Genomic DNA, 15,796 nt, shown 5'->3' with positions numbered 1-15,796 from the left:
GGCGGCGTGCCCGAGGGGTGTCGGCGGCGGTGTACGGATTGCGTAGCGGATGTGGACCCTCCGCCAATGACACGACCGACGCCTGCCCGGCAGAGTTGGCCGAGTGTTGTCGCGGGCTGAAGCTGATCAAGGATCGCCGACCAAGGCGAGGCACGTACTACCGGATAGCGGGATCAACCGGACCCGCACCGGATGCGGATGAGGTGACGGTGCGGTGCACGGGGGTGATCTCACCGTCCTCCCGGGGGCGACGGAGGCGCAGCCGGGGTCCGGACCGCCGGAAAGGGCCGCGCCTCTCCACAGCGGATCCGGAAAGGACCGCGCCTCTCCACAGCGGATTCCGCGGAGCCACCCCTTACTCATATATCGGCTTGCGATGTATTCTCCTCCGCATGGCGTTGAAACCACTCACCGAGCCGGTGTTCTTCGTGCTTCTCGCACTGCACGATGCGCCGCGCCACGGATACGGCATCAAGCAGGAGGCCGCCGAACTCTCCGACGGGCGTGTCGATCTGCGCGTGGGCACGCTCTACGGCGTCCTCGACCGGCTCACGGCCGACGAACTCGTCGAGCACGACCACGACGAGGTCCATCAGGGACGGTTGCGCCGCTACTACCGCCTCACCCTCGAAGGCCGCCGCGCGCTGGAGGCCGAGAACGCTCGGATGGCTGCCAACGTTCAGGCCGCGGAGCAGCGTCTGACCGGCTCACCCGCGGCCGGCGCAGCCGCTGCCCCCGCCCCACCCACGTCCCGCGGGCGGGCGCGGCCCGCCGGAGCAGGAGGCACCGCATGAGCACGAGCAACTCCCCCAGCCTCCTGGAGGAACGGTTCCGCGCCGTTCTGCGCGTCCTGCCCGCCTACTACCGACAGGACCGCGAGGAGGAGATGGTCGACACCTTCCTCAGCGACCACGAACCGCTCGACGAGGACGCCGAACTGGGCCGCCCGCGCGCCCGCGAAATCGCCGGTGTCCTCGTCCTCGCGATCCGTACGCGGCTGGCCGGGCCCGGCGCCCCCGCCCGCTATGTCGCCTACGGCCGGACCGCGCGCCTCGTCGGTCTTCTCGGGGCGGCCCTGCTCGCCGTCTCGACGGCCGTGAGCCTGTTGACCGACCTGGCGGTCCTCCTGGCCGGATCCGCCCAGGACCAGGAGGCGATGACGGGCATCCTCCTCGGGCGGCAGGCGGACTCGCCGGCGAATGCCGTCCACACGGCGTTCGCGCTTCTCGACGTTGTCCTGCCCCTGGGGTGGATCGCCGCGACCGTGGCTCTTGGACGCGGGCACCGGCGGCGCGCGACCGTCTTCTGCGCAGTGGCGGCCCTGCCCTCGTTCATGCACCTGGGCAGGACAGTGGCCGAGGGCTACACGCCGGCCGTCTCCGACATGGCCGCCCTCGCTCTCGTCGTGCTGGTCACCGGCTGTGTGGCGACGGCGTTCCACCCCGGCGCGGCGCGCGTCGAGATCTCCCGCCTCGCCGGCGAGTGGATTCCGGCGGCCTGCGCCCTCGTCATGCTCGCCACGATCGTGGTGGGCCGGATGATCCTGGGCTTCGACAGCTCGCGGTACGGCTGGGTCTTCCTGGTGGGCGGTGTCGCGTGGCTGGTTCTCCGCGTACGGGCCCGCCGCCGCACGGCCCCACCCGCCGGGCCCTTGGAGCATCGGCTCTCGGGGAAGTCTCCGGCGGGTCGGGAAACGCCTCCGCACCTGGGCGCCGCGGATCCCGCGATGCCCGCGGCCCTGGCCGCGCTCGGTCTGCCCGTGGTGGCCATCTGCCTGGACACGGTGACGTATCTCGCGATCGTTCCCGGCCTTCCCACCGGGGGCCTGATCGCCAACATCGTTCAGACCGTGGCCGTCTCCTTGCTCGAGGTGACGCTGCTCGTGGTGGCGGCATGGCAGCTGCGGCGGGAGCCCTCGCTGCACCATCCCTCACCCACGACGCCCGCTTCGGCTCCCGGACCCCGCGTCTGAGCGGCGCGGGCGACGGCGGACGGCCCGGGCGTGACAGCGCGCCCGGGCCGCGCCGGTGGTCGTCGCCCGGTCGGACCGGTCAGACCTCGCGGTCGCCCATGTAGTCCATCAGCACCCGCAGTTCACCCGCGGCCGCTGCCGCCAGCGGTATGCCCCCGAGCACTCTCTCCACCGACGCGATGTGGTCGGCGGCCTCGGCCAGTGCCGCTGCGCGGCCGCCGGCCTCGTCGATCAGTGCGGCTGCCCGCCGGGCGCCCGCCTCGTCCGCAGCCCCCGCGGATTGCAGGAAGGCGGCCAGGCGCGCGGCCGTCGGCCCGGGGGTGTCGAGGGCGGCCAGTACGGGGAGGGACTTCTTCCGCTCCCGAAGATCGCCGTGGGCGGGCTTGCCGGTCACGGCAGGATCGCCCCAGATGCCCAGCACGGCGTCGACGATCTGGAACGCGATCCCGAGGTGGCGTCCGGCGCGATCCAGTGCCGTGACCGTTTCCGGTGGCGCGCCTGCGAAGACAGCGCCGAGGGACGCGGCGCAGCCGAGCAGGGCGCCGGTCTTGTGCTCGGCCATCGTCCGGTACTCCTCCGGCCGCACCCGCTCGGGTCCGGTCCAGGGGCGGGCGGCGAACAGCAGGTCGTCCGCCTGGCCCGACACGAGGTCGCCCAGGGCCGTGGCCAGCAGGCGTAGCGCCTCCGGTCCGGCCGGGGAGGCGGCCAGGGTCTCGACCGCCAGGGCGTACAGTGCGTCACCCGCCAGGACCGCCGGTCCGGTCCCGTAGGCCTTCCAGACCGCGGGCCGGCCGCGCCGGGCGGCGTCGCCGTCCATGATGTCGTCGTGCAGCAAGGAAAAGGCGTGCACCAACTCCACGGCGACGGCCGCCTCGACGCCCGCCTGCGCGGGCGCGCCGGCCGCCTCCGCAGCCAGGACGGCGAGCGCCTGGCGTATCCCTTTGCCGCCGGGATGGCCGGTGGGTGCGCCGCCCGACTCGCACCAGCCGAATGAGTATGCGGCCATCTCCCCGACCCAGGGGTGGAGCCGGTCGACGGCCCGTACGAGTGCAGGACCTACCAACGCGCGGCAGCGGGCAAGGACTTGGGGCGCTGTCGTGGTACGGGAGGTTGTGGGGGCCACGATCACCGTACGACCTCCTCGATCCGGCTGAATCCGGCGGGAGTCGAGGTGGAGACGGCTGCTCTCGCCGGGGGTACGACGGAGCGGCCCGGGTGGGTCCGCCCAGCCTCGACGGATGGGGCCTCGGGGGTGGGTACGGCGACGGCCGCGCCTACGGGGCCATCGAGGGCCGCGCCTACGGGGGCGGCGGAGTTCTCGCCGGCGGGGGGAGCGGGGGTCCTCCGGGCCGCCGCGCCGAGGCCGGGGGGTGCGGGAGTCTCCCCGTCCGCCGCGCCGAGGCCGAGTTCCTCCCGCGCCCGGGCGGTCATCTCGCGGGCGTGGCGCAAGCCGATGCGGGCGAACGTGGCTTCCAGCTCGGCAAGTTCGGCCGCTGTCTCGACACGGTCGCGGCCCAGGCGGGCGAGGGACTTGGTCAGGCCGAGTCGGGCCAGCGCCTCGCCGCGCGGCTCGCTCATCCCGCGGAACCGCGCGAGTGCCTGCTCGTAGAAGTCGCGTGCCTCGGAGCAACGGGCCGCCCGGTAAAGGACGTTGGCACGCATCTTGTGGTTGTAGGCCAAGGCGCTGGAGAGGTTCATCGCCCGGCAGATCCCCTCGGCCTCCGAGAGCAGGCCGAGCGCCCCCTGCGTGTCGCCGTCCCGCACGGAGACCACGTCGGCGAGTCCGCGCAGGGCCCAGGCGCGGCCGCGCTGGTCGTCCGCGTCGACGGCGATCCCGGCGGCCTCCTCGAACATCGCGTACGCGGTGTCGTACGAGCCGGTGTTGCGGTGCATCTGTGCGATGCCCTCCAGGGCCCAGACCGTGTGGCGTGCCTCGCCCCGCTTCCGCGCCTCCGCCAGGAGTTGTTCGTGGAGGCGCCCCACAGCCTCGTAGTCGCCCTGGATCCGGCCGGTCTCCGCCAGGCCCGCCAGGGAGTAGCCGCGGACGACGATGTCCCCGCCCTGTTCGCCGAGTTCGGCAGCCAGTCCCAGCAGCCGCCAGGCCAGGGTGAAGGCGCCGCGCTGGCGGGCGAGGGTGCCGCCGCTCCACAGCGCCCACGCCATGGCCGCGGTGTCCCCGGCTTCCCTGGCGGTGCGGTAGCTGGCCTTCCACGCCCGATCGGCGTCCTCCACCTGTCCGAGCCGCCGGTGCGCCTCGGCGACCGCCAGTCCGCAGCGCGCCACTTCGCTCGGCTTTCCCGCCTGCTCGGCGGCGCTCAACTGCTCGGTCGCGGCGGCCAGGACGTCGGTCAGGGAGGAGTTCACGGACAGGGTGGTCAAAGCGCCCTGGTACTCGGGGGCGAATGCCTTGCCGTACATGCGAGCCTTTCGGTGGGGGACTGCTGACAGCGCGACAGGAAGCCACCGGCTACGGGCACACACTCACATATACACGATGAGTATACGCTGAGTGTATAGCGAGCCGGAAACCCGCCCCTGCAGCCTGAGGACCGGGGCGTTCCCTGCCGCCCGTCAAGACGCCGGACTACTCAACCGGGTTGCCCACCTCGGCAAACTCGGTTTCCTGGGCCGGGGGTGGCGCACGAGACCCACCCCGCGCGAAACGCGGTACACGCCCAGGAGTTCAGGTCTGGGGCGGCATCGCTTGCGACCCGCAGAACGGCTCGGCTCGACGTCCCGGGCACACCGACCGGACAAGCCGGAGGCAGCAGCACCCCTCCCGCCGGGAACTCGAATGCCCTTTCCCGGGACTCCTACGCGAGAGGGTGACGCCGATTCGGCGGCCAACGGCGTTCCCGGTCAGTGATCACAGCAATGGGGGGCTTCGACGCGAATCGGCCCCCGCGCGAACACGGTATCCGGCGATCCGCTACCTTCTGGTCATCACATGACTGAGCGGGCATAAGCCCCGTTCGGTACAACGCTCGTGTATCAAAGGAAACCCCCTTGGCTCGTCGTCGCCTCCATCGCCTGATACCGGGAGCCATTGCGCTCACCACCGCGCTCAGCACCGCGCCCGCTGCACCGGCCCATGCGGCCGAGTCCCCTCATCTGGACGCCGTCGAAAGGACCTTGAAGGAGGTCTCACCGGGGCTGGAAGGGACGGTGTGGCAGCGCACCGGGGGCAACCGGCTGGACGCGCCCGAGGGCGACCCGTCCGGCTGGCTGCTGCAGACACCGGGCTGCTGGGGCGACCCCGCGTGCCACGACCGGGCCGGGTCCCGTGCACTGCTGGAGCGGATGGAACGGAACATCGCCCGGGCCGAGCGCACCGTGGACATCTCCACTCTGGCTCCCTTCCCGAACGGCCGCTTCCAGGACGCGATCGTGGACGGGCTCAAGGCGTCGGTTGCGGCCGGCCACAAGCCACGGGTGCGAATCCTCGTCGGCGCGGCACCGCTCTACCACCTCAATGTCGTGCCCTCCCGCTACCGCGACGAGCTGGCGCGGAAGCTCGGCGAGGCCGCCGCGGACGTCACGCTGAACGTGGCCTCGATGACCACGTCCAGGACCGCCTTGTCGTGGAACCACTCCAAACTCCTGGTCGTCGACGGCCGCACCGCCATCACCGGCGGCATCAACGGCTGGAAGGACGACTATCTCGACACCGCCCACCCGGTATCGGACGCCGACATCGCACTGAGCGGGCCGGCCGCCGGGTCAGCGTCCCGCTACCTGGACAGGCTGTGGGACTGGACCTGCACCAACTCAACGAATCCCACCAGGGTATGGCTCGCCGCTTCGGCCGGCGCCCCGTGCATGCGGACCCTGGAGGGCGGAGAAGGCGGAGAGAGCGGAGAGAACGGCCGTCCGAAACCCCCCGCAGCAGGCGACGTCCCGGTCATCGCCGTCGGCGGACTCGGCGCGGGCATCGAGGGCAAGGATCCGACCTCCCTCTTCGCACCCGCCCTGCCGACCGCTCCGGACGCCACGTGCACCGGCGGACTCGCCGACCGCACCAATGCCGACCGCGACTACGACACCGTCAACCCCGAGGAGAGCGCGCTCCGTTCACTCGTGGCGAGTGCCGAGAACCGCATCGACATCTCCCAGCAGGACCTCAACGGCACCTGCCCGCCGCTGCCGCGCTACGACGTCCGGCTGTACGACACGCTGGCGGCCAAGCTGGAGGACGGCGTGAAGGTACGCGTGGTCGTCAGCGATCCGGCCAATCGCGGAGCCGTCGGAAGCGGCGGATACTCCCAGATCACGTCGCTCGCCGAGATCAGCGACATCCTGCGCGAGCGCCTCCGGAGGCTCACCGGGAGCCGCGGAAAGGCGGACGCGGTGATGTGCGAGAACCTTCAGCTCGCCACCTTCCGCAGCTCGCCGAAGGCCCGATGGGCGGACGGCGCACCGTACGCGGCCCACCACAAGGTCGTCTCGGTGGACGACTCGGCGTTCTACGTCGGGTCGAAGAACCTGTATCCGGCCTGGCTGCAGGATTTCGGCTACATCGTCGAGGACCCCACTGCCGCAGGGCAGTTGAAGAAGGCCCTGCTGGACCCGGAGTGGAAGTATTCCAAGGAGACGGCCACGTTCGACTACGCCCGCGGCGTATGCCCGTAAGCGAGGCTCCCCGAAGTCCGCTGCCACAGATCTGACTTCGGGAAGAGGGGACCGCACCGAATGGGCGTCTGACGAACCATTGGGGCGGTCCCCTTGCGCTGTTCCGATGCTTTTCCGCCATGAGATGCACCTCACCGCCGCTCCCGGGTCCCCTGGGTAATCGGAACCCCACAGGGGGTGTTATTGTTGTGTGTCGGCGCAAGCATCAAGCGGTAAGAGACAAACCGGAGTCGGCCACTGGAGCAAGGATTCGACCTTGCCCCCCGGTCGTATTCCGGTCGTATTCCGGCCGTCCGTGAGAACCTCCGGCCAGGCCGTGCAGCACCGCCGCATCTGCGTGACCAGCAGTTGAACCACACCACCTCTCAGCGGTGTTCGCGCTTTCGGGACACCGTCCTCCTTCGCATGCCGCAAAGCAGGAATTGATGCCCGTTCACACACTCGCGGAACTCATACGCTTCGTCCGCAGCAACTCGGCCTTTTACGCGGAGCTGTACTCCGGACTGCCCGAGCGGGTCACGGAGCTGTCCGCACTTCCCGTCATCCCCCAGACGAGGTTCTGGCAGGCCAACTCCCCGCGCCCAAACACCCTTCTGACCGGCCCGCTCGAGGAAGCCGTCGTGTTCAGGAGCGGAGGGACCACGGGAGCGCCGAAGTTCTCCTTCTACACCCGGGAGGAGTGGCGTGAATTCACCACCTCTTTCGGTTCCGGTCTCACCGGGGCCGGGCTCGAACCCGGTCAGCGGGTGGCCGACCTGTTCTACGCGGGTGATCTCTACGCCAGTTTCACGTTCGTCCTCGACGCACTTCACCGCTCCCCCGTCTCCAATGTCCGCCTCCCGATCGGCGGCGCCGCGCCCCTCTCCTCCACCGTCGCCACACTCGAGCAGTTCGACGTCGACGTCATCGCCGGTACCCCGACCACGCTGTGCTCGCTCGCCGAACACCTGACGGCCGCAGGACGGCAACTCCCCGCCGTCAGCAGGCTCTTCTTCGGTGGCGAGAGCCTCTTCGGCGACCAGCAGCGGCTGCTGGCGACCGCCTTCCCCGCAGCCCGTGTGACCTCGATCGGCTATGCCGCCGTGGACGCCGGCCTCGTGGGCCTGCCCGTCCCCGGCGACGACCCGCGGCTGCACCGTGTCCCGGCCCCGCACACCGTCGTCGAGATCCTCGACGAGGAGTCCGGGGAACCGATCACCCGCGCAGGCCTACCGGGCCGGGTCGTCGTCACCGACCTGCGGCGCCGGCTGATGCCGGTCCTGCGCTATCCCGTCGGGGACCGCGCGGAGTGGACCGACACCGCGGCAGGCCACTTCCGGATCCTCGGGCGCGCCGAGGAAGGCGTACGCGTCGGCCCGGTGGCCCTGCATACCCAGGACGTGCACGATCTGGTTCACACCGCCGACATTGCGGGCCGCGTCACCGGCGTGCAGCTCGTTGTGCGCCGCTCTCAGGGCTCCGACGGCGTGGACCGGGACGGCCTGCTGCTGCGACTGGGCTGCGACACCGGGGCGGGCGGCCTGACAGAACTCGCCGCGGCCGTCGAGAAGGCCTTCCATGCAGCCCGTCCGATGTACGCGGATGCCGTCGCCGCTCGCCATGTCCACCCCGTGGCCCTGGAGTTGGTGCGCCACGCCGACCTCGCCGTCAACGCCCGTTCCGGGAAGCTGATCCGCGTCCTCGACGAACGGCCGCACGCATGACCGCGCCCGGCTCCCGGCCTCCCGCGTCCTCGGCCTCGCACGCATCCTCGGCCTCGCGCCCGCCCTCGGCCTCGCACACGACCTCACCGTCGAGCCCGCCCTCGGCCTCGCGTCTCTCCGGGGCCCCACCGGCGCCGAAACGATCCGCCGTACCGCTGCCCGTCATACTGCGCAACCCGGCCTTCGGCACCGTCTGGACGGCCCAGGTGCTCACCCAGGCGTCGGCCCGGATGTTCCAGGTCGGCATCGTGTGGTGGCTCGTCCAGTACGCCGCGGGATCCGAACGTGGCCTCGCGTCGGGCGCGTTCCTCGCCGTGAGCACCCTGCCCGCGGTCGCACTGGCCCCCGTCGTCGCCACCGTCATCGCCCGCACCCCGTACCGCACGGTGATGGCCGCGGCCGCCGCCGGGGCCGGACTGGTCTCCGCGACCACGGCGGCATGGGCGTACGCGGAGCCGCTGCCGATGGGCGTCGCGTACGGAGCCGCCCTGCTGCTGGCGGGCTGCCAGGCGCTGTTCGACCCCTGCCTGACGACGTCCGTGCCCGTCCTCGTCGACGACGCCGACATCGAGTCGGCCACAGGCTTCGAACTTGCCACCCAGTCGCTGGCCGGGCTGGTGGGCGGCCTCCTCGGACCGCTCGTCGTCGACTCCTGGGGGCTGCCGGGCATCGTCGCCGGATGCGCCGGTGCGTACCTGCTCGCGGCCGTGCTGATCGGCCTCACCCGGTTCCCCGACGCCACCGCGCGGGAGAGCACCGCCCCCGGGAGCACTGCTCCCGGCGCCGCCACGCCCAGCGGTACGGCGCACGAGCCCCCCGCCGCCCAGCCCCGTACGCTGCGCCGCATCCTCGCCGAACTGCCCTTCATCCGACGGGTGTTGATCTGCTTCGCCGCGGCGAACGTGTTCACCACCGCCGTCTTCGTCGTGATGCCGCTGTACACCGCAACCGTGCTGCACGACGACGGCTCGACGGTCGCGTTGCTCGAAGCCGCACTCGGCGTCGGCACACTCGCCGGATCCTTCACCGGCGGCCGGCTGCCGGGCCGCCCGATCACCACCGGCACCGTCTGCCTCGGGCTGCTGGCGGCCGCGTTCGCCCTGCCCGCGGCTGTGGCGGACCGGACGGCCTACGCGACGGCGATGGTCGTCGCCGGATGGTGCGTGGGAGCCGTCGGCGTGCGGTTCGTCGCCCTGTTCCAGCGGCTCGTACCGGCGGCGGACAAGCCCGGCTTCTTCGCCGTCATGCAGTCGCTCCTCGGAGCCACCTTCCCGCTCGCCTCGCTTCTCTTCGGCATGCTCGGGGACCAGATCTCGCCGCGCACCCTGTGCCTGGTCCAAGCGGTGGGTCTGGTCCCCGTCGCCCTCGCCCTGTGGTGGACCGGCAGCCGCGCCGCCGTCGCGCCCGCGGACACAGCACCTGTCCCCGCCCGCGGATCCGTTCCCGCGGGCCGACCCCCCGGGCCCGCGGGCGAACCCCCCGCACGCCGGGCCACCACCGCCAGCCGAGCGGCCGACACCGCCACCACCGGAGGAGGAGCACGATGACGGTCACCATCACCCCCGCCGTCCTCCAGGACGTCGCGGGCCTGCGGCAGTTGTACTTCGAGGTCTACGGCCACGGCTATCCCGTACCGCTGGGCACCGACCCCGCCGAGATGCGGCGGCTCATCACCGATCCCCACACCCACTGGCTCGTGGCCCGCGCCGGCGGCGGCGACCCGGCCGGTTCCGTGGTCGTGCGGACCGACCCCGGTGGCCGGATCGGGAAACTCCTCGGTCTCGCCGTCCACCCCGACCACCGGCAAGGCGGGCTAGCGGGCCGGCTCACCGGAGCGGTCTGTTCCGACGCCTTTGCCACCGGCGCCGTCGACTCGATCTACGCCACGGTCCGCGTGGTGACCGCCGGCCCGCAGCACGTCGTGGTGCGCCACGGCTTCCGCCCCCTCGGGCTGCTGCCCAACGCCGTCGAAGTGGCAGGCTGCGAAAGCCTCGCGCTCTTCGCCCGCTACGCCGACGGCGTGCTGGACCGCCGCGAGTCCGTGCCGTGCGTGCCGGAACCGATCGCTCCTCTGCTCACGGCCGCCGAGGAGACCTCCGGCATCGGCTACGCCGCGGTCCGGCCCGTGGAGGCCCCGGGTACCGGCCTGTTCTCAGGACCACCGGTCCCCGTCACGACGGCCATGGAGATCGTCACCGCCCGTTCCTTCGTCCGGCGGCGTTTCCTGGAGCTGTTCCCCGACCCGGCCGGGCGCTTCTTCCCGCTGCACTCCCCGAACGCGATCCTCACCCCGGAGGACGGCGCGTTCGAGGCGTACGCCGAGCTGGACCCGACCGCCAGGAGCTGCTCGCTGATCGCCGTGCACCCGTATCCGGCCGCCATGGCCCACACCATGGAACCGCTGATGGCCGCCGTCACCCGTACCGGCGCGGACTACGTGGAGACCCTGCTGCCACTGTCCGACACCGCGGGTCTGAGCGCCTTCCTTGCCGCGGGGTTCGTTCCCAGCGCGCTCTATCCCGCGATGCGCCGCATCGGCGACCGCTTCCACGACTACGTCGTGCTGTCCCGGACGAACCGTCAGATCGACTTCCGCACCACCGCCGTCAGCGCGCTGGTGCAGCCGTACCTGACCGCGTATCTGAGGGCCTGGACCGCGACCTACCTTCCCCTTCACGAGGTTGTCTCATGAATCCCCATCTGCGTCCCGTCGAGGTCCCCGACCCGGTCTCCCTCCAGCACGTCCAGCGGCTGTGCGACCTGGCCGAGCCGTACGCGTACGGGCCCGGGACCGACGCGCTCTTCGCCGCCGCGATGGCCGAGACCAACTCCTGGCACTCCGAACGCTCCCCGTTCTTCCGCTCGTTGCTGACCGACGAGCCGGAGACGCCCGCGCCCGACGTGGGCCGCGACGTCCGTGCCCCGCTGGTGCACGCCAACTTCTTCAAGCGCCACGAACTGCTCTCCATCCCCCGGGACAAGGTCGTCCTCCACCTCACCTCCTCCGGGACCACCGGCCAGAAGTCGCAGATGTTCTTCGACGAGTGGACGATCCGCGCCGCGCAGCGCATGGTCGCCAGGATCTTCGACCACTACGGCTGGATCACACCGGACCAGCCCGTCAACTATCTGCTCTACAGCTACGAGCCCGCTCCATCGCTCAAACTCGGCACGTCGTTCACCGACAACTACCTCTGCGACTTCGCCCCCGCCCGGGACTCCACCCACGCACTGCGGCACACCGGCACGGGTCACGAGTTCGATGTGCGCGGCTGCATCGACGCCCTCCAGCGGTACGCGGACGAGGGCCTGCCCGTACGGATCCTCGGCTTCCCGGCGTTCCTCCACTTCACCCTCGAGCGCATGCGCTCGCTCGGCATCCCGCCGGTGCAATTGCCGCCCGGCTCACTGGTCGTCCTCGGCGGCGGCTGGAAAGGCCATGCCGACCGGCAGATCGGCAAGGACGCCTTCTACGCGGGGGTCGGCGAGTATCTCGGCATCCCGCAGGAGCGGATCCGGGACACTTTCGGCTCGGTCGAGCACTGCGTGCCGTACGTCGAATGCGAACGACACCGGCTGCACGTACCGGTGTGGTCCCGTGCGGCGGTGCGCGACACCGCGACCCTGGAGCCGCTCCCCCACGGCGGGATCGGCTACCTCCACCTCGTTTCGCCGTACATCACTTCCGTCCCGGCGCAGAGCGTGCTCATGGGCGACCTCGCGTCCCTGCACCCCGGTGAGGAGTGCGGCTGCGCGCAGCTCACGCCGTGGTTCACCGTCCACGGCCGGGCCGGGATCAGCCGCAACCGCAGCTGTGCGGTGGCCGCCGCCGAACTTCTGAAGGGACTTTCATGACCAGCGCACCCACTCCCGGGGCGGCCTCGGGCACGCCTGCGGAAACCTCCGATGCGGCGGTCGTCGGGGCCGAGGCGGGGCAACAACTCCACCTGTGGCAGGGCCGGTTCATCGACGATGCGGAAGTGGCCGAACACCTCGCGGACCTCCCCGCCCTCACCGAGCGCGCGCTGAGCGAGCCGCTGCCCACCGAGGTCGTGCTCAGTGCCTGCGACCGGATCGCGGAGGAGTTGCGCACGCCCGGCGGTGCCGTGCACACCCGGCTGGCCGGCTGCCTCACCGACGGTGGCGCCGGCCCCGAGGAGGCGGCCGCCCTGCTCGCCGAACTCGCCGCCGCCTTCCGCCGCCCGTCCCTGGAGCGCAAGCTCCGCCGTGACCTCGGCGGCCTCCACCCGGAGCGTTTCACCCGCCCCGATGCGCGGGAGACCGTCTACGAAGCGTGGGCGCCGGTCGGGCTGCTGGTGCACATCGCGCCCGGCAACGCGGCAGGGGTGGCTCCGCTGAGCGTCGTCGAGGGCCTGCTGACCGGCAACCTGAACGTCCTGAAGACCAGCAGCTCCGACACCGCGCTCGCCGGGCATCTGCTGGGCGAGTTGGCGGCGGCCGACGAGACCGGTGCGCTCGCCCGCAGGATCGTCGTCCTGCGCTTCCCCTCCAGCCGCCGGGCGTGGCTTGAGCCCCTGTGCGCGGCGGCCGACGCCATCGCCGTTTGGGGCGGTGAGGACGCCGTATCGGGCATCGCCGCGCTGGCCCCGCCGGGGTGCCGCCTCGTCGAGTGGGGACACAAGATCTCGTTCGCCTATCTGACCCGCGAGGCCTGGACCGACCAGGGCGTGCTGTCGGGGCTCGCCGCGGACGTCTGCCGCCTTGAGCAGCAGGCGTGTTCCAGCCCGCAGGTCGTCTATCTCGACACCGGCGACCACGACGAGGTCTTCGCTTTTGCGGACACCTTCGCCGGCCATCTGGCACAGGTCTCCGACAAGCTGCCCCGCCCGGAACCGGGCCCCGGCGAGCGCGCCGAGGTCACCACCACCGAACTGGTCGCCCGACTCGAGCAGCATCTGGGCCTCACCCGTGTCGTCGCCGCCGCCGACGGCTCGTGGCGCGTCCTCGCCGACACCCGCCCCGCCCTCACGGCCTCCCCGCTGCACCGCAGCGTCTGGATCAAGCCGCTGCCGCGCCACGGCCTGGCCGCCACCCTCCGCCCGATGCGGCGCTATCTCCAGACCGCGGCGGTCGGCGGCAGCCGCACGGACACCGCCGTCCTGTCCCGTGCCCTTGTCACCGCCGGGGTCACCCGGGTGACTCCGGTAGGCGCCATGCTGGACAGCTACGACGGCGAACCCCACGACGGTGTCCAGGCGTTGCAGCGCTACAGCAGGCGGGTGTCCGTACGGGCCGACGAGCGGTTCACCGCGACCTCCTGCCTGGACGACCTCGTCGGCCCGGCGGCGCTGCCCGCCCCGCCCTCCGGTCCGCTGCTGGACAAGGCCGGTGTGCAGGAGCAGTTGCGGCAACTGCACCCCGACCACGCCCAGTTGTACTTCCGCAGCGGCGGCACGACGGGCGCGCCCGCGCTGTCGGTCTTCACCAACGCCGACTACGACACGCAGATGCGGGCCGCCGCGCACGGTCTGATCGACTCGGGCTTCGACCCGGCCCGAGACCGCGCGGCCAATCTCTTCTACTGCGGCGGGATGTACGGGAGCTTCATCAGCTTCTTCTCCATCCTGGAACGCCTCAACGCCACCCAGATCCCGCTGGCCGCCGGAACCGACCTCGCCGCCGTCGCCGAGGCCCTCGTGAGCTACCGCGCGGACACCCTGTTCGGCATGCCCTCCTATCTGTGGCAGCTCTTCCACACCCAGGGCGAGACGCTGCGCGCGTACGGCGGGGTGCGGAAGGTCTACTACGGGGGTGAGCACTTCACCGCCGAACAACGCCGCGTTCTCACCGAGGAGTTCGGTGTCGAGGTGATCCGGTCGGCCGCTTACGGCAGCACCGACCTCGGCCCGCTCGGCTACCAGTGCGAACACGCCGAGGGCTCGGTGCACCACGTCCTCACGGATCTGCACACGCTGGAGGTCCTGGACCCCGAGGAGGACCGGCAGGTGCCCGTCGGCGAGCCGGGCCGCCTGATCTTCACCAGCCGGGCCCGGGCGGGACAGCGACTGGACCGCTACGAGATCGGTGACCTCGGCCGGGTGCTCGACGGCGTATGCCCCTGCGGCAGCCGCACTCCGCGCATCGAACTCCTCGGCCGTCACGGCGACGTGGCCCGCGTGGGCGCGTACTCCTACCACTACCGGCGCTTCGTCGAGGCGGCGGAGACACATCTGGGCTACCGCGGCGAACTCCAGGTGGTCCTCACCTCGGAGGCCGCATGTGAACGCCTCACGGTCCGACTCGACGCCCGGTACGCCCCGCCGGCCGATGAGGCGCGTTCCGCGTTTCTGGCGGTGATTCCGGAGCTGCGCTCGGCGGTCGACGAGGAGGGTCTGCTGACGTTGTCGGTGGAGATCACCGATGTCGCGTCGTTCGAACGGACCTCGACGAGCGGCAAGTTGCGTACGTTCGTGGACCGCCGCAGGACGGGTTGAGCCGGGGCGGCGGCCCGCCGTCTGCCGAGCGGTCGGGACAGTCGGGGGCCGTGCAGTGGCCGCGCAGTCGGGCGCCGGGCAGTGGCCGCCGGGTGCCGAGCGGTCGGGACAGTCGGGGGCCCGGCGGTGGCCGCGGGAGCGTTGCTGCTGGACCCCGGACGAGAGCTGGGCGTATGGGCCCGCCCGGGACCGGCTTAGTCTGCGACCTCCGCCGCCGGAGCCCGGTGAGATCGCGAGGCGTTCGCGCACGGCCGATGCGCTGCGTCCGCCGGGCGAATGCGCTGCACGCTGGGCCGTTCGGGTGGACGGGCGGCGCAAACGTTGCCGCCGTGCCCGGCCGGTGGCCCACTGGTACGACCGCACCTCAGGTCCAACCAGAGCGTGTCCCCCTCCCCCCTCCGGACGCCGTGTGACGGCTTGTCGTTCCGGCTGCCGTGCGCCGTTCGGCGGGGACATCGCTGCGACCGGTCCGGCACCGTTCCCATTCAGTCCTGACGGCTCGTCAGCCTGAAGCCGAGGAGGAATTGCTGTGTCGCTTTCATCGCAGAAGATGTCCGATCCGGACACCAGGAGGAACTCCATGCTCACATCCAGGCTGGGCCGTTGCGCCCTTGCCGCCGCGGCCGGACTGCTGGTCGTCACCGGCGCAACCGCCGCGTACGCGACGACGACGGACAGCGGCGCCAACGCAGGCAAGAGCACGCATCTGATGTCCGACTACAAGGGGAAGGTCATCGCGGCGTCCGGGCTGAACGTCCGTAAGCAGCCCTGGCTGAGCTCCCCCGTGGTCGGGTTCCTCCCCTACGGGAAGATCGTCAGCATCGAGTGCAAGGTCAACGGGCAGACGATCGACGGCAATCCGCGCTGGTACCGCATCAACGGCTACGGCGGCTACGCCGCGGCACGCTACATCGAGAACATCGGCCCGGCGCCGCGCTGGTGCTAGGGAGCGTATTTGGTCGTGATCAAGGGGTGGCTCGCGTGAGGTCCTTGATCCAGATCATCGAGGCGCGGAGGTGTAGGCCGGCAAGGTAGCT

General features: G+C 71.4%; 10 protein-coding genes and 1 pseudogene. 9 read left to right on the top strand and 2 right to left on the bottom strand.

All coding sequences use genetic code 11. The features are described from left to right. Nucleotides 1-392: 392 nt before the first annotated feature. Both AB0M26_RS27680 and AB0M26_RS27675 read left to right on the top strand, forming a co-directional pair. Nucleotides 393-794, top strand: a complete 402-nt coding sequence (locus AB0M26_RS27680) for a PadR family transcriptional regulator (protein WP_365265097.1) — start codon at nucleotides 393-395, stop codon at nucleotides 792-794. Beyond that, nucleotides 791-1,972 carry a hypothetical protein gene (locus AB0M26_RS27675; RefSeq protein WP_365265095.1) on the top strand — a complete coding sequence of 394 codons (1,182 nt, stop codon included), beginning with the start codon at nucleotides 791-793 and terminating at the stop codon, nucleotides 1,970-1,972. Before AB0M26_RS27680 ends, AB0M26_RS27675 begins: the two co-directional genes overlap by 4 nt. A 79-nt stretch (nucleotides 1,973-2,051) precedes the next feature. Here the strand turns inward: AB0M26_RS27675 and AB0M26_RS27670 are convergent, their stop codons facing one another. Both AB0M26_RS27670 and AB0M26_RS27665 read right to left on the bottom strand, forming a co-directional pair. Next, nucleotides 2,052-3,101 (bottom strand): polyprenyl synthetase family protein, encoded by a 1,050-nt coding sequence (locus tag AB0M26_RS27670; protein WP_365265093.1) that lies wholly within the window; start codon nucleotides 3,099-3,101, stop codon nucleotides 2,052-2,054. Between the two features lie 266 nt (nucleotides 3,102-3,367). After that, nucleotides 3,368-4,390 (bottom strand): annotated as a pseudogene (locus AB0M26_RS27665) (tetratricopeptide repeat protein); the annotation flags it as partial. A gap of 588 nt (nucleotides 4,391-4,978) precedes the next feature. Here AB0M26_RS27665 and AB0M26_RS27660 point away from each other — a divergent pair. From AB0M26_RS27660 to AB0M26_RS27630, 7 genes are all read left to right on the top strand, one after another. Next, nucleotides 4,979-6,601 carry a phospholipase D-like domain-containing protein gene (locus AB0M26_RS27660; protein ID WP_365265091.1) on the top strand — a complete coding sequence of 541 codons (1,623 nt, stop codon included), beginning with the start codon at nucleotides 4,979-4,981 and terminating at the stop codon, nucleotides 6,599-6,601. A 425-nt stretch (nucleotides 6,602-7,026) separates the two neighbouring features. Then, nucleotides 7,027-8,304, top strand: coding sequence for an AMP-binding protein (locus tag AB0M26_RS27655; protein WP_365265089.1), 1,278 nt, complete (start codon nucleotides 7,027-7,029; stop codon nucleotides 8,302-8,304). Then, nucleotides 8,301-9,851 carry an MFS transporter gene (locus tag AB0M26_RS27650; protein ID WP_365265087.1) on the top strand — a complete coding sequence of 517 codons (1,551 nt, stop codon included), beginning with the start codon at nucleotides 8,301-8,303 and terminating at the stop codon, nucleotides 9,849-9,851. Before AB0M26_RS27655 ends, AB0M26_RS27650 begins: the two co-directional genes overlap by 4 nt. Further along, complete coding sequence (locus AB0M26_RS27645) at nucleotides 9,848-10,996, top strand: GNAT family N-acetyltransferase (RefSeq protein ID WP_365265085.1); 1,149 nt, start codon at nucleotides 9,848-9,850, stop codon at nucleotides 10,994-10,996. Before AB0M26_RS27650 ends, AB0M26_RS27645 begins: the two co-directional genes overlap by 4 nt. Continuing rightward, complete coding sequence (locus AB0M26_RS27640) at nucleotides 10,993-12,159, top strand: acyl-protein synthase (RefSeq protein WP_365265083.1); 1,167 nt, start codon at nucleotides 10,993-10,995, stop codon at nucleotides 12,157-12,159. Before AB0M26_RS27645 ends, AB0M26_RS27640 begins: the two co-directional genes overlap by 4 nt. After that, nucleotides 12,156-14,759, top strand: a complete 2,604-nt coding sequence (locus AB0M26_RS27635) for an acyl-CoA reductase (protein ID WP_365265081.1) — start codon at nucleotides 12,156-12,158, stop codon at nucleotides 14,757-14,759. Before AB0M26_RS27640 ends, AB0M26_RS27635 begins: the two co-directional genes overlap by 4 nt. A gap of 580 nt (nucleotides 14,760-15,339) precedes the next feature. Next, entirely contained in the window at nucleotides 15,340-15,705 is a 366-nt protein-coding gene (locus AB0M26_RS27630; RefSeq protein ID WP_365265079.1) for an SH3 domain-containing protein, read from the top strand. Nucleotides 15,706-15,796: the final 91 nt, after the last annotated feature.

Origin of the sequence: Streptomyces sp. NPDC051776, assembly GCF_040681345.1 — a bacterium.
In the GTDB taxonomy this organism is placed as follows: Bacteria; Actinomycetota; Actinomycetes; order Streptomycetales; family Streptomycetaceae; genus Streptomyces.
Note: the sequence above shows the minus strand (reverse complement) of the source record. Positions and strands in the feature narration are given on the sequence as shown.